The 22,922-nt window shown below is 50.2% G+C and carries 27 protein-coding genes; 26 read left to right on the forward strand and 1 reads right to left on the reverse strand.

Translation table 11 applies throughout. The annotated features are described in order from the left end of the window. The first annotated feature begins 2 nt into the window (after positions 1–2). The 21 genes from fliP to Psfp_RS08550 all read left to right on the forward strand — a co-directional run bounded on the left by fliP (position 3) and on the right by Psfp_RS08550 (position 17,496). The gene (fliP, locus tag Psfp_RS08455; protein ID WP_348981124.1) at positions 3–752 is read left to right on the forward strand and encodes a flagellar type III secretion system pore protein FliP; all 750 of its coding nucleotides are present in this window, start codon (positions 3–5) and stop codon (positions 750–752) included. Between the two features lie 63 nt (positions 753–815). Then, entirely contained in the window at positions 816–977 is a 162-nt protein-coding gene (locus Psfp_RS21580; RefSeq protein WP_192895333.1) for a hypothetical protein, read from the forward strand. Then, positions 974–1,243, forward strand: coding sequence for a flagellar biosynthesis protein FliQ (gene fliQ / locus Psfp_RS08460; RefSeq protein WP_134218105.1), 270 nt, complete (start codon positions 974–976; stop codon positions 1,241–1,243). The genes Psfp_RS21580 and fliQ overlap by 4 nt, the downstream gene beginning before the upstream one ends. Positions 1,244–1,258: 15 nt before the next feature. Beyond that, a complete protein-coding gene (fliR, locus tag Psfp_RS08465; protein WP_134218106.1) occupies positions 1,259–2,023 on the forward strand; it encodes a flagellar biosynthetic protein FliR in 765 nt (254 codons plus the stop codon). After that, positions 2,024–3,100: a flagellar biosynthesis protein FlhB gene (gene flhB, locus Psfp_RS08470; RefSeq protein WP_134218107.1), complete on the forward strand. Its 1,077-nt coding sequence runs from the start codon at positions 2,024–2,026 to the stop codon at positions 3,098–3,100. It abuts the gene before it with no gap. Between the two features lie 138 nt (positions 3,101–3,238). After that, the gene (gene flhA / locus Psfp_RS08475) at positions 3,239–5,323 is read left to right on the forward strand and encodes a flagellar biosynthesis protein FlhA (protein ID WP_134218108.1); all 2,085 of its coding nucleotides are present in this window, start codon (positions 3,239–3,241) and stop codon (positions 5,321–5,323) included. Continuing rightward, a complete protein-coding gene (gene flhF / locus Psfp_RS08480; RefSeq protein ID WP_134218109.1) occupies positions 5,320–6,624 on the forward strand; it encodes a flagellar biosynthesis protein FlhF in 1,305 nt (434 codons plus the stop codon). Before flhA ends, flhF begins: the two co-directional genes overlap by 4 nt. After that, positions 6,605–7,471 carry a MinD/ParA family protein gene (locus tag Psfp_RS08485; RefSeq protein ID WP_134218110.1) on the forward strand — a complete coding sequence of 289 codons (867 nt, stop codon included), beginning with the start codon at positions 6,605–6,607 and terminating at the stop codon, positions 7,469–7,471. Before flhF ends, Psfp_RS08485 begins: the two co-directional genes overlap by 20 nt. A gap of 10 nt (positions 7,472–7,481) precedes the next feature. Beyond that, entirely contained in the window at positions 7,482–8,165 is a 684-nt protein-coding gene (locus Psfp_RS08490; protein ID WP_192895334.1) for a flagellar brake domain-containing protein, read from the forward strand. Continuing rightward, positions 8,143–8,997 (forward strand): FliA/WhiG family RNA polymerase sigma factor, encoded by an 855-nt coding sequence (locus Psfp_RS08495; protein WP_348981125.1) that lies wholly within the window; start codon positions 8,143–8,145, stop codon positions 8,995–8,997. Before Psfp_RS08490 ends, Psfp_RS08495 begins: the two co-directional genes overlap by 23 nt. Before the next feature lie 50 nt (positions 8,998–9,047). Then, positions 9,048–9,836, forward strand: a complete 789-nt coding sequence (locus Psfp_RS08500) for a flagellar hook-basal body complex protein (RefSeq protein WP_134218112.1) — start codon at positions 9,048–9,050, stop codon at positions 9,834–9,836. 96 nt (positions 9,837–9,932) lie between these two features. Beyond that, complete coding sequence (flgG, locus tag Psfp_RS08505; RefSeq protein ID WP_134218113.1) at positions 9,933–10,712, forward strand: flagellar basal-body rod protein FlgG; 780 nt, start codon at positions 9,933–9,935, stop codon at positions 10,710–10,712. 10 nt (positions 10,713–10,722) lie between these two features. Next, positions 10,723–11,253 (forward strand): chemotaxis protein CheD, encoded by a 531-nt coding sequence (locus Psfp_RS08510; RefSeq protein ID WP_134218114.1) that lies wholly within the window; start codon positions 10,723–10,725, stop codon positions 11,251–11,253. A 31-nt stretch (positions 11,254–11,284) separates the two neighbouring features. Further along, a complete protein-coding gene (locus Psfp_RS08515) occupies positions 11,285–11,902 on the forward strand; it encodes a chemotaxis protein CheC (RefSeq protein ID WP_134218115.1) in 618 nt (205 codons plus the stop codon). A gap of 30 nt (positions 11,903–11,932) precedes the next feature. Continuing rightward, positions 11,933–12,307: a response regulator gene (locus tag Psfp_RS08520; RefSeq protein ID WP_134218116.1), complete on the forward strand. Its 375-nt coding sequence runs from the start codon at positions 11,933–11,935 to the stop codon at positions 12,305–12,307. A gap of 38 nt (positions 12,308–12,345) precedes the next feature. Beyond that, a complete protein-coding gene (fliM, locus tag Psfp_RS08525; RefSeq protein WP_134218117.1) occupies positions 12,346–13,338 on the forward strand; it encodes a flagellar motor switch protein FliM in 993 nt (330 codons plus the stop codon). Then, entirely contained in the window at positions 13,331–14,530 is a 1,200-nt protein-coding gene (fliY, locus tag Psfp_RS08530) for a flagellar motor switch phosphatase FliY (protein ID WP_134218118.1), read from the forward strand. The genes fliM and fliY overlap by 8 nt, the downstream gene beginning before the upstream one ends. Before the next feature lie 114 nt (positions 14,531–14,644). Then, entirely contained in the window at positions 14,645–15,376 is a 732-nt protein-coding gene (locus Psfp_RS08535) for a metallophosphoesterase (RefSeq protein ID WP_134218119.1), read from the forward strand. Between the two features lie 611 nt (positions 15,377–15,987). After that, a complete protein-coding gene (locus Psfp_RS08540) occupies positions 15,988–16,617 on the forward strand; it encodes an HAD-IA family hydrolase (protein WP_134218120.1) in 630 nt (209 codons plus the stop codon). 83 nt (positions 16,618–16,700) lie between these two features. Then, on the forward strand, positions 16,701–16,976 hold the full coding sequence (locus tag Psfp_RS08545; RefSeq protein ID WP_348981126.1) for a DUF503 domain-containing protein: 276 nt from the start codon (positions 16,701–16,703) through the stop codon (positions 16,974–16,976). Positions 16,977–17,055: 79 nt separating this feature from the next. Then, entirely contained in the window at positions 17,056–17,496 is a 441-nt protein-coding gene (locus tag Psfp_RS08550; RefSeq protein WP_134218122.1) for a C-GCAxxG-C-C family protein, read from the forward strand. Positions 17,497–17,762: 266 nt separating this feature from the next. Here Psfp_RS08550 and Psfp_RS08555 read toward each other — a convergent pair whose 3' ends face one another. Next, on the reverse strand, positions 17,763–18,509 hold the full coding sequence (locus tag Psfp_RS08555) for an epoxyqueuosine reductase (protein WP_134218123.1): 747 nt from the start codon (positions 18,507–18,509) through the stop codon (positions 17,763–17,765). Positions 18,510–18,656: 147 nt separating this feature from the next. Here Psfp_RS08555 and Psfp_RS08560 point away from each other — a divergent pair, with 147 nt between their 5' ends. From Psfp_RS08560 to Psfp_RS08575, 5 genes are all read left to right on the forward strand, one after another. Beyond that, positions 18,657–19,541 (forward strand): DMT family transporter, encoded by an 885-nt coding sequence (locus tag Psfp_RS08560; protein WP_134218161.1) that lies wholly within the window; start codon positions 18,657–18,659, stop codon positions 19,539–19,541. A gap of 158 nt (positions 19,542–19,699) precedes the next feature. Then, positions 19,700–20,875, forward strand: coding sequence for an ABC transporter substrate-binding protein (locus tag Psfp_RS08565; protein ID WP_134218124.1), 1,176 nt, complete (start codon positions 19,700–19,702; stop codon positions 20,873–20,875). Between the two features lie 59 nt (positions 20,876–20,934). Next, a complete protein-coding gene (locus Psfp_RS21585; RefSeq protein ID WP_192895335.1) occupies positions 20,935–21,114 on the forward strand; it encodes a hypothetical protein in 180 nt (59 codons plus the stop codon). Between the two features lie 11 nt (positions 21,115–21,125). Further along, positions 21,126–22,013 carry a branched-chain amino acid ABC transporter permease gene (locus tag Psfp_RS08570; RefSeq protein ID WP_134218125.1) on the forward strand — a complete coding sequence of 296 codons (888 nt, stop codon included), beginning with the start codon at positions 21,126–21,128 and terminating at the stop codon, positions 22,011–22,013. Between the two features lie 5 nt (positions 22,014–22,018). Then, on the forward strand, positions 22,019–22,921 hold the full coding sequence (locus Psfp_RS08575) for a branched-chain amino acid ABC transporter permease (RefSeq protein WP_134218126.1): 903 nt from the start codon (positions 22,019–22,021) through the stop codon (positions 22,919–22,921). The last annotated feature ends 1 nt before the right edge of the window (position 22,922 follow it).

Here is a 22,922-nt window from a genome sequence, read left to right on the forward strand (position 1 = left end):
AATTGAAAGTTAAATTCCCGGTGATTTTGTTGACATTCATTCTAATATTGATATGGAGCCGGGAAGCTGTGGCAGCGCCCCTGCCTGCTGTGGATCTGAATATTTACCCTTCCGACAGTCCCGAGCAGGTGGTTGACGGCGTTAAACTCCTGGTATTGTTGACCCTGTTGTCCCTTGCCCCTGCTATTCTGGTCATGATGACTTCTTTCACCAGAATTATCATTGTGTTGTCACTGCTGCGCAGCGCCCTGGGGGTACAAATGGCTCCAGCCAACCAGATTATTGTGGGGCTGGCCCTCTTTCTTACCTTTTTTTGTATGGCGCCTACATTTAAGCAGATCAACGAGCAGGCTATTGAGCCCTATTTACATAACCAGATCAGCCAGCAGGAAGCTGAGGAACTGGGAGCAGGGCCGTTGCGTGACTTCATGCTGCGGCAAACCAGGGAAAAAGACCTGGGGCTGTTTATCAATCTGTCCGGGATGGAAAAGCCCGAGAGACCTGAAGATGTTCCTCTGCATGTGGTAATACCTTCGTTTGTTATTAGTGAACTCAAGACTGCTTTTGAAATAGGGTTCTTGATTTTTATACCCTTTCTGGTTATTGACATGGTAGTAGCCAGTATCTTGATGTCCATGGGTATGTTTATGCTTCCGCCGGTGATGATCGCCCTGCCCTTTAAACTGCTGCTCTTTGTGATGGTGGATGGCTGGTATCTGGTGGTTAAATCCCTGATGGAAAGCTTTAAATAGCAGTTTTTGATATGGAAGCAGGGGGACGGTTCTTTTGCTTCCGGAAGCAGGGGGACGGTTCTTTTGCTTCCTGCTCTGAAAACAGCTGTACGGCTGTTCCACGGAGCGAATCCAAAAAATGATATTTTCATGATACGCTGCGCCGCCGGCGGCGTGGGTAACTACTACGGAGCGAAAAGCTTAATGCAGGCTATAGGCTGCGCTGAATGGGGGGTAGATGGTTGACCCAGACTTTCGTGATCCACCTGGCCCGTGAAGCCCTTTTGCTGACTTTGAGCCTGGCCGGCCCGGTGATGGCTACGGCGCTGCTAATCGGCCTGGTGATTAGCGTCCTGCAGGCAACTACTCAGATCCAGGATCAGATGTTGAACATGGCGCCGAAAATCGTAGGTGTTTTTATTGTGTTGCTGGTGCTGGGAGCCTGGATGCTTAACATTGCGATAAACTTTACGAACAACATCTTCGCCCAAATCCCGAATATTGTTCGTTAACGGGGGATTTAAACGGTGCCCGATTTAGGCCAGTTTACCGCTTTCTTATTAGTTTTTTTAAGAGCGGCCGCCTTTATGATGTCAGGCCCGCTGTACGCGATTAAGGGTATACCGCCGCTTGCAAAAGTGGGATTTTCTCTGGCCCTGGCTACAGTGGTTTTCCCAATGGTGGAATTAAACACCCCCCTGCCCGAAGATAGTTGGGGCTTTGGGTTAGCGGTAATCAGTGAAACCGGAGTCGGTCTGCTTCTTGGTACGGCCGTTACCATGGTTCTAAACAGCATCAGGATGGCCGGGCAGTTCATAGATTTGCAGATTGGCTATGCCATGGCAACTTTAGTTGACCCTACGAACGGAGCGACAAGTACGCTGCTGGCCCAATATCTCCACCTGCTGTCGCTGGTATTTTTTCTAATGTTGGACGGGCATTATACCCTGATTCTAGCCCTGGTCAAAAGCTACGAACTGGTACCCTTAAGCGCCGCGGGATTTAGCGGTGGCGCAGCCTACATCCTCCTGCAAATATTTTCCGGTGCTTTTACCACCGCCTTGCAGGTCAGCGCGCCGGTTTTGGCCGTATTGCTGATTGCCGATCTGGGCCTGGGCTTTTTGACCCGTACTACTCCGCAGATAAATGTCTTTTTAACCGGATTCCCCATCAAAATAGCCGTTGGCCTGTTAACTTTGAGTTTTTTAATTCCGCTATTGGGGACCGTGATCCATGCCATAATGAACGCCATTGAAAGAGATCTGTATTTGCTGATGAGAGAGCTGGTATAAGTGGCCGATAGCGCACAGGAAAGAACGGAACAGGCAACACCGCGGCGGATCAAAGAAGCGCGCCAAAAAGGGCAGGTATCGAGGAGCCCCGACTTGACCGGCGCCTTGTGCCTGATGGCTATGGTGGCGCTGGTGTACGCGATTAAGGGTCAGTTTATTTTAGACCTGCAGCGCTACCTGGCCGGGTATTTCAGTGATGTGGCACATATTCATTTTTATGAAAAAAGCCCGGTATCGCTTCTAAATAACGCGGCAACGTTTTCCTTGAAGCTTCTGGCGCCTTTTTTCGGGGTGTCCTTACTGGTGGTTATTGCCTCCAGCCTGGTCCAGGTGGGATTCTTATTTTCTCCCGAGGTGCTCAAGCCAAAGGCGGCGCATTTAAACCCCATGCCAGGCCTGCAGCGTATGTTTTCCACCCGGAGTCTGGTGGAGCTGGTCAAGTCTGTTCTAAAGTTCGGGATTATCGGCTGCATCACTTACTCTCTGATTAAGGCCAACCTGGGGGAGCTTTTGCTGGTGCTGAACCGCCCTCCCGCAGGAATTTATCAGACCATCATCGGTTTTATTCTGACGGTGGCCTGGTGGGGGGCGCTGGCCTATCTGGCCCTGTCTTTGTTTGATTATATGTACCAGCGTTACGATTATAGGAAGAGTTTGAAGATGAGCAAACAAGAGGTAAAGGAAGAATTCAGGCAAACCGAAGGCGACCAGCAGATCAAGTTCAGACAGCGTGAGATGCGCCGCAGCATGTCCTTGAACAGGATTATCAGTGAAGTGCCCCAGTCAACCGTGGTGGTAACCAATCCGACTCACCTGGCCGTTGCCCTGCTCTACAGGCAGGGTGAGATGTCCGCGCCCAGGGTGGTAGCTAAAGGCGCCGGCCGGTTGGCCGAGCAGATCAGGAAAATCGCCCGGGAAAATAAGGTTCCGGTGATGGAAAACAAAGAGCTGGCGCGTTTTCTATACAAAAACGTTGATGTCGACCAGGAAATCCCCCTGGAGATTTATCAGGCAGTGGCGCAAATCCTGGCGATGGTCTACCGGCTGAAGGCAAAAGAACACTACCGTGCAATTTAGTGGTTGGTGGTTGGTGGTTGGTAGTTAGTGGTTGGTGGTTGGAAAAGGGAAGAGTTTGGGATTGAAAAAATCTAAAGAAATGCCCGGATACCTACGGCCAACGACTAACGACTTACGACCAATATCGGAGGTTTTGTTATGGCTCCTTCCGCTTCCCTGTCCGAAACGGCCAGGATCTATTTAAAAAAAAGCAGCGACCTGATTGTTGTAGGTCTGATCATCGGTATCGTCCTTTTGATCATCATCCCGCTTTCGCCCGGATTTCTGGACTTGCTGCTTGTTTCCAGCATGACCCTTGGGTTGATGATCCTTTTGATCACCATGTTCACCGTTGAGCCCCTGCAATTTTCGGCGTTCCCGACGCTTTTACTGATAACCACCCTGTTCCGCCTGGCGCTGAACATCTCCTCCACCCGGCTGATCCTGGGCAACGCAGCAGCCGGTAAGGTGATCGAGGCTTTCGGTCAGTTCGTAGTCGGCGGCAGCTATGTGGTCGGTATGGTGGTATTCGTCATTATCACCATCATCCAGTTCGTGGTTATCACCAACGGCGCCGGGAGAGTGGCGGAGGTGGCCGCCAGGTTTACCCTGGACGCTATGCCCGGCAAACAGATGAGCATTGACGCGGAGTTTAACGCCGGTTTGATTAATGAGTCCCAGGCCCGCGACCGGCGGAAACAGATACAGCGGGAAGCTGATTTTTACGGGGCTATGGACGGCGCCAGTAAGTTTGTCCGGGGCGACGCCATAGCCGGGATCATTATTATCATGATCAATATTCTCGGGGGATTTGTCATCGGTGTAGCCCAGCATAATATGTCGATGCTTCAGGCGGTGCAAACCTATACGCTGCTGACCATCGGAGACGGCCTGGTTACCCAGATCCCGGCGCTTCTGATTTCAACCGCGACAGGCATTTTGGTTACCAGGTCCACTTCCGATTACAGTTTTGGCAAGGAGCTCTCCGGCCAGTTGTTCAGGTTTCCCAATGTGTTTATATTGGCCGCGGCCATCCTTTTTATCCTCGGGCTGATCCCGGCCATGCCGAATTTACTGTTTCTTTCCCTGTCCGGGATCATCGGATATACCGCTTACAGCATGATTCAGGAGGAGAAGAAAAAGACAGCCAGAGAGCAGGAACGAATCGCCGCCCGGCAGGTCCAGGCGCAAAACAAGGAACCGGAAAATGTCTTCACCTATTTTCAGGTGGATACCCTTGAAATCGAGATAGGCTATAACTTGATTCCCCTAACCGATGAGGGCCGGGGCGGCGACCTGCTGCAGCGCCTGGCCGCCGTCAGGCGGCAGTGTGCCGGGGAAATGGGTATTTACGTCCGGCCGATTCACATCCGGGATAACCTCCAACTAAACCCCGGCACTTATTCGATTAAGCTTCGTGGAATTGAGATAGCTTCCGGTGAATTGCTGCCGGGCCATTTCCTGGCCATGGATCCGTTGGGCCAGGAAATAGATATCAATGGTATGCCGACCACCGAACCGACATTTGGCCTTCCCGCCTGGTGGGTGAGCGCAGGTGAGCGGGATCGAGCAGAGTCGGCAGGCTGTACCGTGGTGGATTGTTCCACAGTGCTGGTAACTCATTTGACTGAAATCATAAAAACAAACGCTCATGAACTGTTGGGCAGGCAGGAAGTTAAAGAGCTGCTGGATATGGTTAAAGAAAATAACCCGGTGGTGGTGGACGAGCTGGTTCCGGACCTGCTAAGCATGGGTGAAGTGCAAAGGGTTCTACAGAACCTGCTCAGGGAAAGAGTCTCTATCAGGGATCTGGCCGGTATCCTGGAAGCCCTGGCTGACGGGGCAAGGACAAGTAAAGATACCGATTACCTTACGGAATGTGCGCGGCAGGCTCTGGGCAGGACCATTTGCCGTCAATACGCCGGAGTTGATGCAAAAATCTCGGTGATCACCCTGCACCCAAAACTGGAGCAGACCCTGGCTGATTCCATTGAGCAGACCCAGCTTGGTTCCTATCCTGTCCTGGAACCACAGGTGGCCAGGCAGGTTTTAAATAAGTTAAAGGAATCATTAGAAAGCCTCACTCTGCGGAGTCTCCCCCCGTTGGTCCTTTGTTCATCGAGGGTGAGACTGCCTTTCAGAAGGTTTACGGAAAAATATTTACCAAACCTGGCGGTGCTCTCTCTAAATGAGATTACTCCAAATATTGAAGTTGAGGTTGTTGGGACGGTGATAATCAATTGAAAATTAAACGTTATGTTGTCAGGGAAATGCAGGAGGCCATCAAGTTGATTAAGGAGGATCTGGGTCCCGATGCCTTAATTGTGAGTAGTTATAAGGTTTCGGCTAAAGGGTTTCTGGGATTTTTTTCACCACGGCTGTTGGAAGTGACTGCGGCGCTGGACGAAAAACCAGAAATTAAATTAAACATGGATGTCCCCCCAGTTCCACAAGACGGTGAAACCAGGAATATCGTTCATGAACAAATCGGTCCGTCAAAAGCTCAGGCCGGAACACTCCTTGCCGGTGAACCTGCGCATAACTCCTCCCGTGTCAGGACTTTGTACCTGGCCACTAGTGAACAAGGAGCAGGCTTAGCGGGTAAAGAGCTTTTGCATGCACAACAAGAAGGAGTAACCACCGGCCCGCCAACTGAAAGCTTATTCATTGAAGAGGCCGGTAACCGGCGGGAAAGAGAAACAGGGGGTCTTTTTGACACGATGGTCAGCAATCATTTAGGAGCAGATTTGTTTGTCGATTCTGTCCACAGGTGGCGTAAAACGCTTCTGGACATGGATGTGCAGGAAAACATTGTTGAGCGCCTTCTAGAGAATGAGCGTCATTTACCAGATACTGATTACCATGATTTGCACATGAATCTATATAAACAAATTGCCAATCTTCTTGCGCCTGCCTATCGTACCAGGGAATCTGCCAGGGTGATGACTTTCATAGGTCCAGCCGGGGTGGGGAAGACGACAACCCTGGCCAAACTGGCAACCAGGTTCAGCTTGAACGACCATAAAAAAATTGCCCTGGTGACGGTCAACGCGTACCGGATTGGCGCTGTGGAGCAGCTCAATGCTTATGGAGATTTCCTGGGCATTCCGGTGGACGTGGTAATGACCCCGACCGAATTGGCCAAAGTTTTGGAAAGCCATAGCGACAAAGATTACATATTTATTGATACTGTCGGGCGAGCAGCCCGCAATGTAGGGAAGTTACTGGAACTAAAAGCATATCTGGACGCTGTTGAAGAGAAACAGGATATTTTCCTGGTGTTGAGTTCAGCTACTAAAAGCCAAGATCTTAATAAAATAGCCTGTGAATTTCAGGTAACCGGTTACTCCAAGTTGATTTTTACAAAAATCGATGAAACTGAAACATTCGGCCCGATTATCAATCTTATTTGCACTCTGGGAGTACCTGTAGCCTACCTGGCCAATGGGCAGGTCGTACCTGATGATATCATTGAAGCCGGACCGAAAAAAATGGCCAAATTATTGTTGAGGGGAGTTGACCCCGATGAGATTATGGCCATCTAGAACAGATCAGAAGTTTTACCGGGAGACGTTTAAAATAAAGGAACAGTTCTCAGCGGCGCCCAGGGCTATTGCTGTGTCAAGCGGTAAAGGCGGGGTGGGCAAAACCAGCCTCTCGGTTAATTTAGCCCTCTGCCTGGCTAAAATGGGCTGCCGTGCTACCCTTTTTGACGCGGATCTTGGTATGGCCAATGTTGAAGTAATGCTGGGGTTGGCGCCCCCCTACAGCCTTTATGATGTGCTTTATGGGGATAAGACTCTGGAAGAAATAATTATGCAGGGTCCCTGGGGCCTTAACATTATATCCGGCGGGTCCGGGTTTTTGGAATTGGCCAACCTGGACCAGAACCGCCGCCAGCGGCTGATAAGAATGTTGAATCAGTTCAGCAGCCGGGATGATTTCGTCCTTATTGATACCGGCGCCGGTATCAATAAAAATGTCCTTGGGTTTGTAGCAGCGGCCGGGGAAGTAATCATCGTGCTTACCCCGGAACCCACATCATTAACTGACGCTTATGCCCTGATTAAAGTACTGGCCAATTTTAAGGTGCATTCAAAAGTCCACGTGGTGGTAAATCGTTCATCCGACAGGCGGGAGGCCGAGCGTACCATGGATAGGCTTCTTATTACCGCCGAACGGTTTCTGAATATAAGAATAAACAGCCTGGGTTGGATCCCGGAAGACAAACTGGTTTCCCAGGCGATCAAAAAGCAGCAGCCCTTTTTCTTAACCGATCCCAACTCACTGGCTTCCCGGAGTGTGACTGGAATTGCGGAACTGCTTACTAATACGGCCCGGCCATCGCAAATGGAAGGGTTCTGGGGCAAATTAATGGCTTTATTTGGCTAGGAGGGTGACATTGGCAGTAGAGTTTGAGATTCAGGTAAACCAGGTCATCTGGGTTACCCGAGCAGAAAGTGGGACAAGGAACCTGTCCCTCTGTCCCGATGGTCAAGATGATTGGTATGTTTCCAGTGTGCAAGATCGGGATAACAAGAATTTCTGTATCTCGATCCCGACGCAGGGACCAAACCCTCTGATTTTGCATGAAGGAGATGCGGCCAAAGTATTATTGATTTCAGAAGCGTCAAGATTCGAGTTTAAGACATTGGTAATGGGGCGTCGCTACGACAACATCCCACTGTATGTGCTGGCTTTGCCAACAGAGTATAAAAGAATTCAATTAAGGGATTTTGTTCGGATACCAATTGTTCTGGAAATGTATTATGCCGAGCTCCCGGAGGACGGGCAGGCGCCGGTTTTTATGCCATGCAGCTGTGTTGACTTAAGTGGTGGCGGGGTCAGGTTGTTGTTTAAAAAGGGGTATAAGTCCGATACCGGGTTGCTCTTAAAATTTACCCTTCCGTTTGGTAATCATGTAGAGGAGGTGGAAGCTATGGGCAAGGTAGTGCGGTCGTCGCTAATTGAAAGTGTTAACTTATATCACGTTGGTGTCGAGTTTGTGAAAATTAGCCGCAGGCAGCAGGATTTGGTTGTACGCTTTATACTAACGAAATTGTATGGACAAAATCGTCTCAGATAGTGTTAATACATATAACCTCCTTAGCGGGAAGAGGGGCTCCAATATGATTGCAGCGGAAAGTCTTTGGCGGGAATACCGCCGCTCCAGGGATGAGAAACTCAAGCATGAGCTGGTCCTGGCCCATCTCTCTCTGGTCAAATATCTTGCCGGCCGGCTGGCCATAAAACTACCTTCTTACATCAGCCAGGAGGATTTGGAGAGTTACGGCGTCTTCGGCCTTTTGGAAGCGGTGGAAAAGTACAATCCTGATTTGGGCGCCAGCTTTAAGGCTTACGCGTACAGCAGAGTCCGCGGCGCCATGATCGATGAAATAAGAAGGTTAAACTGGATTCCCCGCACCATGTGGCAGAAGATACAGCAGTTAAACATCACCAGGGAGAAGCTGCAAAAGGAACTTGGCGATCAGGTCACCGACGATACTCTGGCTGCGGCAATGGGGATCAAGGTATCCGAATTGCATAAACTGGCAGGACAGGCAAACCTGCTTGCCATTTCCTCCCTTGATGAAACTGTGCCGGTTGCCTGCGGAGAAAAGGTGCAGCTGGGGGACATCATCGCTGATCCGTTGAGTCCCGATCCCCTTGATATTATTGAGGGGGATGAGGGTCGGCGAATGCTGGCGCAAGCTATCGCAGAACTTCCGCAAAAAGATCTTACGGTGCTGTCACTTTATTATCAGGAAGGATTAACCTTAAAGGAAATCGGCAAAGTACTGGAGGTATCGGAGTCACGGGTTTGCCAGATCCATACCAGGGCTTTGAAGAGGCTCAGAGATAAGTTGGAGCAGGTTGAAACAACTGTTAAATGTAAACCGGTAAAACAAAGAACTTAAGGATGTTTGCAGTATAACAGCTCTTAATGATGTTGAAAGGGGATTGCAAAGTGATCAGAGGTTTGTATTGCGCCGCGTCTGGGATGGATGTACAGCAGGCGAAAGTTGAAAGTATCTCCAATAATCTGACCAATAGCGCCACGCCGGGTTTTAAAGCGGAAAATATACAGGTGCAGAGCTTCCCGGAGGTCCTTCTGATCCAACAGGGCGGACCAAAACGTCAAGTTGGGGCAATGGCGCTCGATGCGCCTCAAGAGATTGGCTCCGCTGGAATGGGCGTCCTGGTGACCGGGGTCCCCATCGACCATGCGCCGGGGGCGGTTCAAGAAACCGGCAAGGCAACCGACATGGTACTCAAGGGGCCTGGGTTTTTTGCGGTTAACGCGCCTGCCGCAGAAGATCCCGGGAGGGTTTGTTATACCCGCAACGGGGCATTCAAGGTAGACCAGGAGGGCTATCTGGCCGTTGGAGGATACCGCGTGCTGGGCGAGGGTGGCGCCATAAGGGTGGAAGACACCGGGTTTAACGTCGCCCCCGATGGAACAATTGAGGCCGGCGGCGCGGCAGTGGATAAGTTAAGGCTGGTTGAATTTGACGATGTGAACGTACTGCGCAAAGAAGCCGGCGGTATATTTGTCGACGTCGAGGGAACGGGCGGCAGACAGGCTTCCTTGACTACGGTTGGCCAGGGTTTCCTGGAGAGGTCCAATGTTAACGTTGTTGACGAGATGGTGGGCCTGGTTTCGGTAATGCGTTCCTACGAGGCTAACCAACGGTTAATTCAGGCCTATGACGAACAGTTGTCCAAGACGGTAAACCAGGTGGGAAGTCTCAGGTAACAGTAATTTCATCTTACTCAAATGCATCCGTAGGCTAAGCGGGTACAAAAGGAATGCCCTCGTTTATGATGAAAAACTTGCAACCCAACAGAGGTGATGAATGTGTTAAGAGCCCTCGGAAGCGGCGCTTCCGGACTTAACGCCCAGCAAATAAAGGTTGATATTTCGGCCAATAATCTTGCTAACATCAATACCCCGGGCTTTAAAAAAAGCAGCCCCGATTTTTTCGAACTGGTCAGCCAGGATTTATTGAACTCCGGCATCCCGGCAACTGCCGGCGATAACCGGCTTGCGCTGGGAAGCGGTGTACACGTAGCGGAGGTGACGAGGATTTATGAACAGGGAAATATGATTGAAACCGGAGCTTCAACAGATTTGGCAATTCAGGGTGAAGGGTTTTTTAAAGTGCTTCTGCCTGACGGGGAAGAGCGATATACCCGGGGTGGTAGTTTTACCCTTGACCCGGAAGGGAATATCGTTACATCCGCCGGTTATATCCTGGAAGGAATTCAGATGACGCCAGGTTCAAGTAAAATAAATGTGGCTCGAGATGGAACGGTAAGTGTTGTCAACCACGATGAGACCATCACTGTGGAGGGGCAAATCCAGTTGTACCAGTTTACCAACGCGGCGGGACTTCAAGCGGCGGGTGAGAACCTTTATTCCTTCAACGGGCCTGCAGCGGAAGTTGTTGCGGGAGATCCCGGTACGGGGGGAGTCGGTATAGTCAGGCAAGGCTGCCTGGAAAAGGGCAACGTCGACCTGGTTGAGGAAATGACTAACCTGATTGAAGCCCAGCGCGCCTATGGGTTCAATACCCGTATTGTGCGCACGGCTGATGAGATGTGGAGTATGGCCAATAGTTTACGGAAGTAAGGTGATTTGCATGCAGTTATCGCCGGCACGGGAAAACCAGGTAAGCCAGGCTGTGCTTGTTACCGAAATTCAGGTTGGTATCGCTGAACTGAAAGTGGCCGGGCATCCTGACCGTTTGATTACCTTTAGCCTTGGTTCCTGTGTCGGGGTCAGCCTTTATGACCCTTTTACCAGGGTGGGAGGGCTAATACATATTATGCTTCCTGACAGTACCCAGTTCAACAATGTTACCAAACCGGCCAAGTTTGCCGATCTGGGCATCCCCCTGCTTTTAAGTGAGATCAGGCGTTATGGGGCAAGGAGCGCCAACCTGCAGGCTAAGCTGGCCGGCGGGGCCCAGATGTTTTCCGGTTCAAATGAAAAGTTTGAGCTCAATATAGGCATGCGAAATGCTACTATGGCCAGGCAGACATTAAAAAAGCTTGGGATTAAAATATTGGCCGCGGAATTGGGCGGCAACAGGGGCAGGACCATGATCCTGGATACGGTCAGCGGACAGGTTTTTATTCGGACGGCGGGTAGCCAATTAAAGGTGATTTAAAGATCATCAAGATCCGAAGAAGGGAAGAAAAATGAGTGAACGCATAGAAATGTCATACTCCCATTTGGATGTTCTTCAGGAAATCAGTAATATCGGTTTGGGTAACGCTGCCACAGCCCTGGCCGAATTACTGAAAAAAAAAGTTAATATAGCTGTGCCTCATGCCACTTTTTTGGAGATGGAACAGGTATTTCCTCTGGTAGGCGGGCTGGAGGAAGTTGTTGCCTGTGTCAACCTCAGTTTTGACGGTGATGTTGCCGGAACAGTTATGTATATTTTTGCAGAAAAAAGCGTCTATAAGCTGGTGGACATGTTGCTCGGGCAGGAGATAGGCACTACCGGGGAACTGAACGCTTTGGGCCAGTCGGTTATAATGGAAATCGGCAACATTTTGACCGGCTCATTTATGAACGCCCTCGGTAGTATGACCGGCTTGACCATGCAAACTTCCGTGCCGTTGTTTGCTTTTGATATGATGGGGGCGATCTTAAGCGCTTCTCTTGTAGCCAGCGGTCACTGGGATGAGCAAGTGCTTTTAATCGAAACAATTTTTTTGCAGAACAATGACCAGATTAAAGGGCACTTTTTCCTGTTGCCGGAAACCGGCGCGCTAAACAGGCTTTTCGAAGCATTGGGTATACCTGCATAATGCTAAGATAGAAACGGAGGTAGCATAACGTTGGGTAAGAGAATCCTGATTGTAGATGATGCTGCATTTATGAGAATGATGATTAAAAATATCGTCACGAAAAATGGCTATGAAGTGGTAGGTGAGGCTGAGAACGGGCAGGCTGCTTTGGAATTATATAAGGAGCACAAACCCGACCTGGTGACTATGGATATCACCATGCCTGAGATGAGCGGCATTGAGGGTGTGAAGGCCATCCTCCAGTTTGACCCTGCCGCCAACATAATCATGTGCAGCGCTATGGGCCAACAGGCCATGGTAATGGATGCTATTCAGGCGGGGGCAAAAGATTTTATCGTTAAGCCCTTCCAGCAGGACCGCATTCTTCAGGCTATCGAGAGAGTCCTGGCCAGAGCAGGCCAATAAAAAAAATAATTGTATAACTAGGCTGGGATGATTAAATCATGGATGTCCTATCTCAAAACGAAATAGACGATTTGCTCAATGCGTTGTCCACGGGCGAAGTTAAGATTGAAGAACTTAAAGGAACCGCACAACAGGTTAATTATAAAAACTATGATTTCCGGCGCCCGAATAAATTTTCCAAGGAACAGCTGCGTACCCTCCAGGCCTTGCATGGTGTCTTCGCACGTATCCTGTCGAACTTTTTAACCGGATATCTGAGGAACAACATTCAGGTTGAGGTTGCTTCTGTGGATCAAATGACTTATGAAGATTTTATTGGTTCAATACCAAGTCCGGCGGTCCTTACGGTTTTTTCCTTGGAGCCTTTAAAGGGTACGGCCATTGTGCAGTTTGATCCTATGTTTCTTTTCCCCATGATCGACCTGTTCTTCGGGGGGAAAGGGGAAGCCCCGGGTTCAGTCCGGGAGTTTACCGACATCGAACTGGCTGTGGCGCGCAATCTGGCCGAAAAGGTCTTGGAAAACCTGTCCATGGCCTGGAAGGACATTATTCAGGTCAAGCCGGTTATTACTTCTGTGGAGACCAATCCTCACCTGCACCAGATATTATCTTTTAATGAAATTGTGGCCTTGATCACCCTGACTACCCAGGTAGGCGACGCGACCAAAGGGTTTATCAACTTTTGTCTGCCCTTTCCTTTATTGGTTCCTGTAGTCTCCCAACTGGCTTATCACAAAAGCTTTAAACCCGACACTACTGATATTAGTATTCAGGAAACAAAAAGACTACAATACTGGCTCGGCTTTCCAATGATAGAACTGACGGTTTTGACCGGACAAACCCAGATAACCGTTCATGATTTTTTACAGTTGCAGGAAGGTGACGTGTTGCTTCTGAACAGTAAGGTAGATCAGGATATGGACCTGTATGTAGGAGAATCCTTGAAATTTAAAGCGCAGCCAGGTACGCTGGGGAACCAGCTCGCCGTACAAATTACCGCGTTGACGTCGGGAGGTGAGCAAGATGACTAACAAGCTTCTGAAACAGGAAGAAATAGATGCGCTCCTGAACGGTCAGGAGCCGGAATCTGACCATCCGGAAAAATATGTGGAACATGAAAAACATGAACCACTGGAGTCTGCCGGGGTGGATTCTACCGGAGAGCAAAATGCTGCTCAAGCAAATGGGGCGGTATTGATAACGGAACAGTCAGCTATGGGGCTGTCGTTATTAACAGACGAAGAAAAAGACGCCCTGGGGGAGGTCGGCAACATATGTATGGGTTCTTCGTCAACCACCCTGTCCATGCTGCTCAACCAGCCGGTAAACATAACCAGCCCAAGGGTGACGATCACCACCATGGAAGAGCTTTTCAACAGTTTCGTTACTCCTCATATGTCCATACGCGTGCGTTTTATAGAAGGAATTTCCGGTTATAATCTTTTGATCATGAGAGTACAAGACGCCGCTGTCCTGGCCGACTTGATGATGGGAGGCGACGGTATAAGCACTTCTGATGAGCTTACTGAAATTGGCATCAGCGCGGCTTCCGAAGCCATGAACCAGATGATCGGGGCCGCATCTACGGCTATGGCTACGCTGTTTAGCCGTACGGTAAACATATCTCCCCCCGTAACAAAAATTTATCATACCCCCGAGGAATTAACATCTCTGGAGCAAGGCCAGGTGGTGGTTGTTTGGTTCAAAATGACCGTCGGCAGCGTCCTTGATACCCAGATCATGCAGGTAATGGATATGGATACAGCCAGGGAAGAAGCCGGTTTAATTCTGGGCCAGTTGTTAATAGCGGAAGGGGAAGAATGTTTACCTATTCAAGAAGAGCCGCACGCGCAGGCTGCAAACCAGTCATCTCTTCCGGAACAGCAGGCCCGTATTGAAACCTCCAGCGCCAGGCCGCCTGCGGCAAGAAGGCCTGCGGCGACTCAATCCGGTCTTGATCAGCAGCGTTTGGGGCTGATTCTCGATATCCCTTTGAAAGTTACGGTCCTCCTGGGCCGGACCAGATGGCCGATTAAAGATATACTGGAGTTAACGCCCGGATCTGTGGTTGAACTGCAAAGCCTTGTGGACGAGCCGGTGGAAGTGCTGATAAACGGTACCCTGGTGGCGATGGGGGAAGTGGTGGTTGTAAATGAAAACTTTGGAGTACGGCTCACCAACATCATTAAACCGGAGGAAAGGCTGCAAAAACTCAGAAGCTAAGGATGCCCTGAAATAAATCTTTAGGCATGACAACATAACATATTTTTTTATTTCTCCTACTATATTAATTCCAGATTTTTGGTTATATTTAATGGTAATATAGGGAGGGAGAATTTGAAAATTTACGCCATAGGTGATATGCACTTTTCTTTCAGCCGTCCAGTTGACCCGTTACGCTGGGATGATGTCGAAACCTACAAGCCGATGGATATATTCGGGGCGGAATGGCGCGGGCACTACCGAAAAATATATGACAACTGGGTTAAGATGATAAATAATGAAGATATTGTTCTAATACCCGGTGATTTTTCATGGGCCATGAAACTGAGCGAGGCGCGCTACGACCTGGATTTCCTGGGCTTACTGCCGGGGACCATTGTGGGTATACCAGGAAACCATGATCTCTGGTGGCAAAGTCTTTCACGTGTGCGTGAAGCGCTGCCTCCAAACATGAGATTGCTCCAGAATGATCATACTGAGGTTGGCAATGTTTCGCTTTGTGGTTCAAGGGGCTGGCTTTGTCCGGGAGCAGAATATTTCAGTGACCATGACCTTAAAATATACCGCAGGGAATTAATAAGGATGGATAATTCCTTAAAGAGCGCTGGTCCTGCCGGCAAGGAAATTATTGTAATGATGCATTTTATGCCTGTTAATGACCGCCACGAGAAGAATGAATTTATTGAAATGTTTCAATATTACCGGGTAAACACCGTGGTTTACGGCCATTTGCACGGAGCGGCAACCAGGCTTCGGCTTCCAGGCCGCGCCTGGGGGATAAAGTTCCAATTGGCCAGTGCGGACTTTCTGCATTTCGCGCCTGTATTAATAAAGGACAACTGCTAGATACGGTCGCAGGTCGTAAGGCGTAGGGCTTAGGTATATACTGCATTCCTTATGGGTCAAAGAATAGCAAGAAAATTATTTTGTATTCAGGTTTTCAATCACAAAATACAAATGAAAATGTACACTGGGGAGTGTCAATGGGGAGACATATGTCTCGTCATTTTCCTCGCCTGTCTCAAGAATATTGCTCGAAAAGGCTTGACTTGCGGGCTTGGGGCTAAAAATAGTCGTAAGGCGTAAGGCGTAAAAATATTAGCAGGGGATCATTCCCCTACCTTTTTTAATAACCTTACACCCTACGCCTGACCCAGATACAAGTCAGTATAAGCCTACGCCCTACGACTGACCGGTAAGAGATGCAGTATAAGCGCCTGGGTGCGTTCCTTAGCGCGTGCGTAGCCTAAAAGTCAAAGCTTAAATAGCGCGTAGCTACCGGATGGCTGTCTGTAGATGCGGTCGGTACGACGATCTTGATGTACAAATGGAGAATTGCGTAGAGAGCGGAGGATAACCCCAAGCCCACTACCCCAAAGGCTTTTCGAGATCCAGTTAACAATGACCTTAACCATTGCGGCAAACTCGTATATATGATAAACACCATGGGGGTGAGTATGAATACTGAAGCAGTTTTATTCGACCTGGACGGTACTCTGGTGGATTCACTTCCTTTAATAGTACGTACCTACCGCCATGTATTCAAGGAAATGGACATACCATGGGGAAATGATGATGTCGTGAAAATGATCGGCCTCCCCTTGAAAGATATCGGACGCCGCTTTGTGGGTGAAGCGGCCCCTGCTTTTGAAGAGCGGTACCAGTACTATTACCACCGGGACCATGACCTCTATACCCGCCTTTTCCCAGGCACGCTGGAGATGCTGGAAAGTCTTAAAAGCCAGGGGATTCGATTGGGCATCGTTACTTCAAAGGGAAAGCCCGGCACAACCAGGACAGCTGCTTTTACCAGGCTTGACGGTTACATGGATGTGATGATTACCGCCCACGACGTGGCCAGACATAAGCCTGACCCGGAACCCATCTTAACAGCTCTGGCAACCTTGCATGCGCAGGCTGAAAGAACTATTTTCATTGGGGACAGCAGTTATGATATCCTCACCGGGAAAAACGCAGGATGCCTTACTTTGGGAGTCGCCTGGGGACTCGACAGCCGTACGGAACTGGAGAAACTCAGCCCTGACGGCATACTTGCAAGCTGGGAGGAACTTCAGGAGTATCTATAACTTGGAGGAACCTTTGGTATATAAAACGCGCCCCGGTAGATAGTTATAGATCAAGGCGGGAACTGGAGGATAACAGATTGATAGTGGGATTATTGACGGTTGAACTCTTTCTTGGTGAAGCAAATTCCCTAAAGGAGAAACGAAGATTGCTAAAAGGCCTTATCGACCGGATCAAAGCCCGCTTTAACGTATCAGTTGCCGAAGTAGGCGAACAGGACACCTGGCAGCGCTCCGTGGTGGGTATTTCTTTCGTCAGCTGTGAGCAGGCTCATGTCCACCAGGTTTTAGCGGCGGTGGTAAGATTCATAGAGCGCCAGGGTACGGTCCTAATCACCGACTATCAAACCGAGTTGCTTTAACTGTCGATTTGAGGCAGGAGGATATGCTGCTGTCTTCGTAGAAGACTCTGTAAAATATTTCTTTACGGGGGGGCATATTATGAGTCAGGAGCTGATTTCAGCTGCCAGAAACAAAGCCGGGGATTATTTTCGCCAGGGGTATAATTGCTCGGAATCCATTTTCCTGGCCTTCCGGGATCTCGTGGCCCCGGAGTTGGATGCGGGGCTGGTTAAAATGTTTACCGGTTTTGGCGGTGGCCTCGGTCACGCCGGCTGCATGTGCGGGGCTTTAAGCGTAGCGGAAATGATCATCAGCCTTTTTACTGGACGGACCAGTAACCAGGAGGACCGCGAGGTAAGCTATCAAGCCGCCCGGGAGTACCACGATCTGTTTAACGAGCGTTTTGGCGGGACCTGCTGCCGCGCGCTAAACCCCCATTCCTTTGACACACCCGAACATCTCAAAAACTGTCTTAAAATTACCGGCAACACCGGGAAGCTATTAATGGAATATTTAATTCAAAAAGGTCTGGTGGCCTAAAGGATGCAGAAAAAAGGCGGCGCCTGAAAAACGCCGTCTTTTTTCTATAATGTTAACGGAAGCAAAAGAACCGTCCCCTGCTTCCCGGCTTTGCATTTAAACGGGGAGCAGCCCCCGGCTTTTGCCATCCATGAATACCTGTCCCGACGGCGGCCCCTCACCGTTGAAGAGCCAAGGCAGGTGGTCAGACGCAGATGCTGTTTACCGGACACCTTCCCCGCGCTTCTATTATGGCCGGAGGTAGTGCTTCTTATGCGAAAAATTCATCAATCAATCACCGCGCAGGGGCCGCAGGCGGCGCACTTGCCGCAGGCGTCACACACGCCGAGGTCACTGTAAAAGGAGTCAACCTCGAGGAGGTAGTTATAGCATTTCTGCTTGTCCAGTCCCTTTGTGGTCAGTGCCCCGGAGGGGCATTTTTTAACGCAAGCCAGGCATTTCCCCCGAAGGTAAAAAAGACATCGCTGCACCGCCGGACGGGGTGATGGGGAGAGAGGCAGGTCGATGACCAGGCTGCCGAAACGGCCGGCACAGCCGTAAGCGGTAATCAGCATTTGATGCAGGCCGAATTCCCCCAGGCCACAGATGTAAGCCACGTGTTTATGGGACCAGTGGGAGCAAAGCTGTACCGGGTCAAAGTTGTGGGTGGGCTGCTGCCATGCTGCTTTCACTCCATTACTGGCGAGGGTAGCTGCAATTTCCTTACAACACAAGCTGATCAAAGCGTTGGTTTCGATGTAGGCTATAGCCCAGGATCTGGCCACATAAGGATGCTCCCGGTTGTTTTCAACCAGCTGCTTGGTGAACGGCAAGAAAAAGGCCAGCACAGTTGCCGCTTCCGGCAGCAGGTCATCTGGCAGCAAATGGCCGGGACCCACGGCAGTTTTCAGCTGTTGAAACAGGGGGTCGGCCGCTTGCGCATAACCCAATAGCGGCGCGCGGTAGGCAGTCTGACCACCCAATTGGTTTTCTGTAATGACTCTTTTAATCGTGTTTTCAATGAGGTCTTTCATACAGTCTGTAATCACCTACTTATAAGGAGTTTTGCCTTGGTCTCTTAAAGGAGAGGCCGTTTCTCAATATTATAACAAAATAAAAGGAGACTGCTTGCGGCCGGAGAATATTATTTTCATTCAAATGATATTTCGGAGGTGCAAGTACTGAAACTGGAAACTCCCGCTGTTAACCCCTATCTGGCTGTAATACTGGCGGTGGTTGCCACCGCTTTTTCGTCAATATTTACAAAACTAGCCTTTGCTCCGCCGAATGTGATAGCTTTTTACCGGCTGGCCTTTACCGTGCTATTGCTAACCCCGCTGGCGCTGAACTCCTCCGGGCGCCGGGAGCTCAGGCGGATACCCGGGCGGGATCTGGCGATGGCGACACTGGCCGGGGCCTTTCTGGCTTTGCATTTCGCCGTGTGGATTGCCTCCCTTCAGTACACCTCCGTGGCCAGTTCCACTGTGTTGGTTACCATGCAGCCGCTATTTGTAGTAACCGGCGGATTCTTTTTCTTCAAGGAGAAGATTCCCCTGCGTGGCCTGGCCGGGGGCGCCGCAGCGCTGTCCGGCAGCGTTATCATTAGTTTAGGAGACTTTCAGGCCGGCGGACAAGCTTTGTGGGGAGATATACTGGCCTTTAGCGGCGCCTTTATGGTAGCCCTCTACATCCTGATCGGGCGCAGCCTGCGGAGCAGGCTTTCCCTTTTTCCCTATGTTTTTCTCGTTTATGGTACTTCGGCATTCTTTTTACTCCTGATTAATCTGGCTAGCCGTACGCCGCTGTTCCCATATCCGGTTATGGACTGGGTTTGGTTTCTGGCCCTGGCCGTGGTGCCCACCATATTTGGGCATACCGTTTTCAACTGGGCGTTGCGCTATGTGAAGGCAGCGGTGGTTTCTGTCAGTATCCTGGGTGAACCGGTCGGAGCCACACTGATGGCCTATTTTATTTTTAAAGAGGTCCCGGGACCGCTGCAAATAACAGGAGGGCTTGCCATTATAGCGGGGCTCTATATCTTTATTACTGCTTCACGTGGCAAGTGACTACTGTATTTATTTATTATCAACAACATCATGGTTTTACCGGGAAAGAAGGATAAAAACCGGTTAATGTTGAAATTAAGTTACTCAATGAATCAACGAGGCACGGGAGTGTTCGCCCGGCAGATTGATTTAATCTTAAAAAAAGGGGGAAAAGGGTTTTGAAAAAAAACAGGTATCTATTGGTCCTGGTGGCTTTGCTGGCCTTAGCCTTGATGGCTGCCGGCTGCGGCGGCGCCAAGGAGACACCCAAGGCGGCTGGTGGAGACACCATTAAGATTGGGTTCCTGGGGGGGTTGACCGGTGGCCACGCTCACTATGGAATTGAAACTCTGAAAGGGATGCAGATGGCCGTCGACGACATCAACAGCGCCGGCGGGGTTAACGGCAAAAAGCTGGAGATCGTCCAGGGAGACCACGGCAGCAACAGCAGTGAGGCCGCTAACGTTACGCAAAAGCTGATCACCCAGAAAGTGTCTGCCATTGTCGGCGACCCGACCACTGGTATTACCAAATCGGCCGCCCAGATTTGCCAACCGGCCAAGGTTGTCCTGCTCTCGGCAGGGGCTGTCGGCCCGGGAGTTGTTGAAATTGGTGACTACATATACCGCGATACCTTGCTTGACGCGGTTGCGGCGCCGGCGGTGACCAGATATTTAGCCGAAGATCTCAAGTGGAAAAAAGTAGCCCTGGTTACAACTACCGGTCTTTCCTACAGCGAAGGGCTGACCAGTATCTTTAAACCGGCGCTGGCCAAGTATGGTATGGAAATTGTGGCCGAACAGAGCATCATGGAAAAGGACACCAACTTCAGCGCCCAGGTTACGGCTCTCAGCCAGAAACAATTTGACGGTGTGATTTTTACCGGCTATTATACCGAGGGCGCTCTGTTCATGAAAGAAATGCGCAAGCAGGGGCTCAACCAGGTGATGGCCGGAGGTGACGGCCTCCTGGGTAAAGAACTTTACGAACTGGGCGAAAATGCCGTTCAGGGGAGTATGGTTTACGCCGGTTTTGCAGTGGACACCCAGAACGCCACCGGCAAGACCAAAGAATTCATTGAGAAATACAAAGCCAAGAACAACAATGCCCTGCCCGACATGTTCCCCGCTCAGGGCTATGACGCGGTAATGCTCCTGGCAGACGCCATGAAGGCGGCCAATAGCAGCGATCCCACTGTTTTCAAGGATAAGCTCGCTCAGACCAAGGATTGGCAAGGCGTTACCGGTACGATTACTTTCGACGAAAAACGTGAACCGATCAAGAGCCCGGTCTACCTGCAAGAGGTTAAGGGACAGGCCTTTGCGGTCAAATCGGTTATCCCCATCACGCAATAAAGCCGGCGACGGCGCTAAAACTATAAAGCAAACAATCCCTTAGAAGGATCGTTTGCAGTATGGGTCGCGGACCTGCCAAAGAACAACTGTTACCGGAGGACGTTCCTTATGAGGATGAGGCTCGAAATCCTTACGCTGGCCCTTGGCAGGCCGCGGCTGATTTTAATTTTTACACGGGTATTCGTGCAGCAAAGGTCCTTTCGACAGTTGCCGTCCCGGATGGGCTCTTGAAGCAATAGGAGGTTGTAGAATGGTCTGGCAGCAGTTCTGGCAGCAGCTGGTTAACGGGGTGACCCTGGGCTCCACTTACGCCTTAATAGCCCTGGGTTATACCATGGTTTACGGTATCATTCAACTTATTAATTTTGCGCATGGCGAGGTCTACATGATCGGGGCTTTTACCGGCCTGATTATGGTAACTGTGTACAAAGTCAATTTTATGGTTGCAATCCTCGCTGCCATGCTGGTTTGCATCCCGCTGGCAATTCTTATTGAGAGAGTCGCCTACCGTCCCTTGCGCAGATCCACCAGGCTGGCCCCCCTGATTTCCGCCCTGGGGGTCTCCATTTTTCTGCAGACACTGATTACGCTGATTAAAGGCGGCCCGAACCCGCTGGCTTTTCCCCAGGTAATTCAGGATACTGTTTACGTACTGGGGCCGGTCAGGTTTTCCACAGTCCAGGTCCTCATATTAGTCATGGCCAGCCTTTTGATGGTGTTCCTGCAATTTACCGTGAAATACACCAGGATCGGCAAGGCCATGCGGGCCACCTCGGAAGATTATGAAACCGCCAGCTTAATGGGCATCAACGTCAATCGTGTTGTTTCATTTACCTTCGCGGTGGGCGCGGCTCTGGCCGGAGCAGGTGGTGTACTGGTGGGCATGTATTTTAATTCAATCCATCCCTTTATGGGTGTGAGTGTCGGTCTCAAATCCTTCTGCGCGGCGGTGGTCGGGGGAATCGGCAGTATTCCGGGAGCCATGCTGGGTGGAATATTCCTCGGGATTGCCGAGGTAATGGGTGTTGCCGCGGGCTTTGACACCTATAAAGAGGCGATAGCCTTTGGACTCCTGATCCTGGTTTTACTTTTTAAACCGACAGGCCTGTTGGGCCTTCCGATACAAAGGAAGGTGTAGGGTTTATGGAAGCCTTTGTTAATGTGTTGACCAACCCTTATTACCTCCAAGTTGCAACCATGATGGGCATATTTCTGATTGCAGCCCTGGGGCTGCACCTGATTACAGGTGTTACCGGACAGTTTTCCTTCGGGCACGCTGCCTTTTTGAGCATAGGCGCCTATAGTTCAGCTTTGATGACCATCCACCTGCACACCCCCTTTATCCTGAACATGCTTGCCGGCGGGCTGATGGCAGCCCTGTGGGGTGTCCTTCTGGGATTTCCCAGCCTCCGGTTGACCGGAGATTACCTGGGAATCACCACCCTGGGCTTCGGTGAAATTGTACGGGTGGTATTTATTAACATGAAAATCACGGGAGGAGCCGGCGGGCTGGGCGGTATACCCAGAGAAACAAATATTTTAATTGTTTATATTGTTGTGGCGCTGACCATCTGGGGTCTCTACCGCATCCAGAATTCCCGCTTCGGACGGGCTCTGGCCGCTATCCGTGAGGATGAAATTGCCGCCGAGTCCATGGGTATCAACCCACTTCTCTATAAAATACAAGGCTTTGCCCTCGGAACCTTCTTTGCCGGGATCAGCGGCTCCCTTTTTGCACACATGATGCAGTATCTCAATCCAGCGGACTTTGGTTTTGCAAGGTCATTTGAGATTTTGAACTACGTGGTTTTGGGTGGACTCGGCAGTATTCCGGGGGCTATTCTTGGTACGGCTGTCCTGTCTCTGGCGCCTGAATTTTTGCGGTTCGTTCAAGAGTACAGGATGCTAATTTACGGCGCCCTGATGGTTTTGATGATGATTTTCCGCCCCCATGGCCTGCTGGGCGGGGTGGATTTTGCCCGGCTATACAAAAAAATCAAGAATAAGCGCAAGTCTGTAGAGAGTAATAATGCTGAAGGCATATAAA

The organism is Pelotomaculum sp. FP, assembly GCF_004369245.1.
GTDB lineage: Bacteria > Bacillota > Desulfotomaculia > Desulfotomaculales > Pelotomaculaceae > Pelotomaculum_C > Pelotomaculum_C schinkii.

Bases quoted from the DNA above. Each gene is read 5' to 3' on its own strand.
- fliY (WP_134218118.1), top strand. From the start codon at position 13,331: ATGACTAACAAGCTTCTGAAACAGGAAGAAATAGATGCGCTCCTGAAC.
- Psfp_RS08555 (WP_134218123.1), bottom strand. From the start codon at position 18,509: ATGAAAGACCTCATTGAAAACACGATTAAAAGAGTCATTACAGAAAAC.
- flgG (WP_134218113.1), top strand. From the start codon at position 9,933: ATGAATGTGTTAAGAGCCCTCGGAAGCGGCGCTTCCGGACTTAACGCC.
- Psfp_RS08575 (WP_134218126.1), top strand. From the start codon at position 22,019: ATGGAAGCCTTTGTTAATGTGTTGACCAACCCTTATTACCTCCAAGTT.
- Psfp_RS08550 (WP_134218122.1), top strand. From the start codon at position 17,056: ATGAGTCAGGAGCTGATTTCAGCTGCCAGAAACAAAGCCGGGGATTAT.
- flhA (WP_134218108.1), top strand. From the start codon at position 3,239: ATGGCTCCTTCCGCTTCCCTGTCCGAAACGGCCAGGATCTATTTAAAA.
- Psfp_RS08495 (WP_348981125.1), top strand. From the start codon at position 8,143: ATGGACAAAATCGTCTCAGATAGTGTTAATACATATAACCTCCTTAGC.
- Psfp_RS08510 (WP_134218114.1), top strand. From the start codon at position 10,723: ATGCAGTTATCGCCGGCACGGGAAAACCAGGTAAGCCAGGCTGTGCTT.
- Psfp_RS08485 (WP_134218110.1), top strand. From the start codon at position 6,605: ATGAGATTATGGCCATCTAGAACAGATCAGAAGTTTTACCGGGAGACG.
- fliM (WP_134218117.1), top strand. From the start codon at position 12,346: ATGGATGTCCTATCTCAAAACGAAATAGACGATTTGCTCAATGCGTTG.
- Psfp_RS08540 (WP_134218120.1), top strand. From the start codon at position 15,988: ATGAATACTGAAGCAGTTTTATTCGACCTGGACGGTACTCTGGTGGAT.
- Psfp_RS21585 (WP_192895335.1), top strand. From the start codon at position 20,935: ATGGGTCGCGGACCTGCCAAAGAACAACTGTTACCGGAGGACGTTCCT.
- Psfp_RS08515 (WP_134218115.1), top strand. From the start codon at position 11,285: ATGAGTGAACGCATAGAAATGTCATACTCCCATTTGGATGTTCTTCAG.
- Psfp_RS08570 (WP_134218125.1), top strand. From the start codon at position 21,126: ATGGTCTGGCAGCAGTTCTGGCAGCAGCTGGTTAACGGGGTGACCCTG.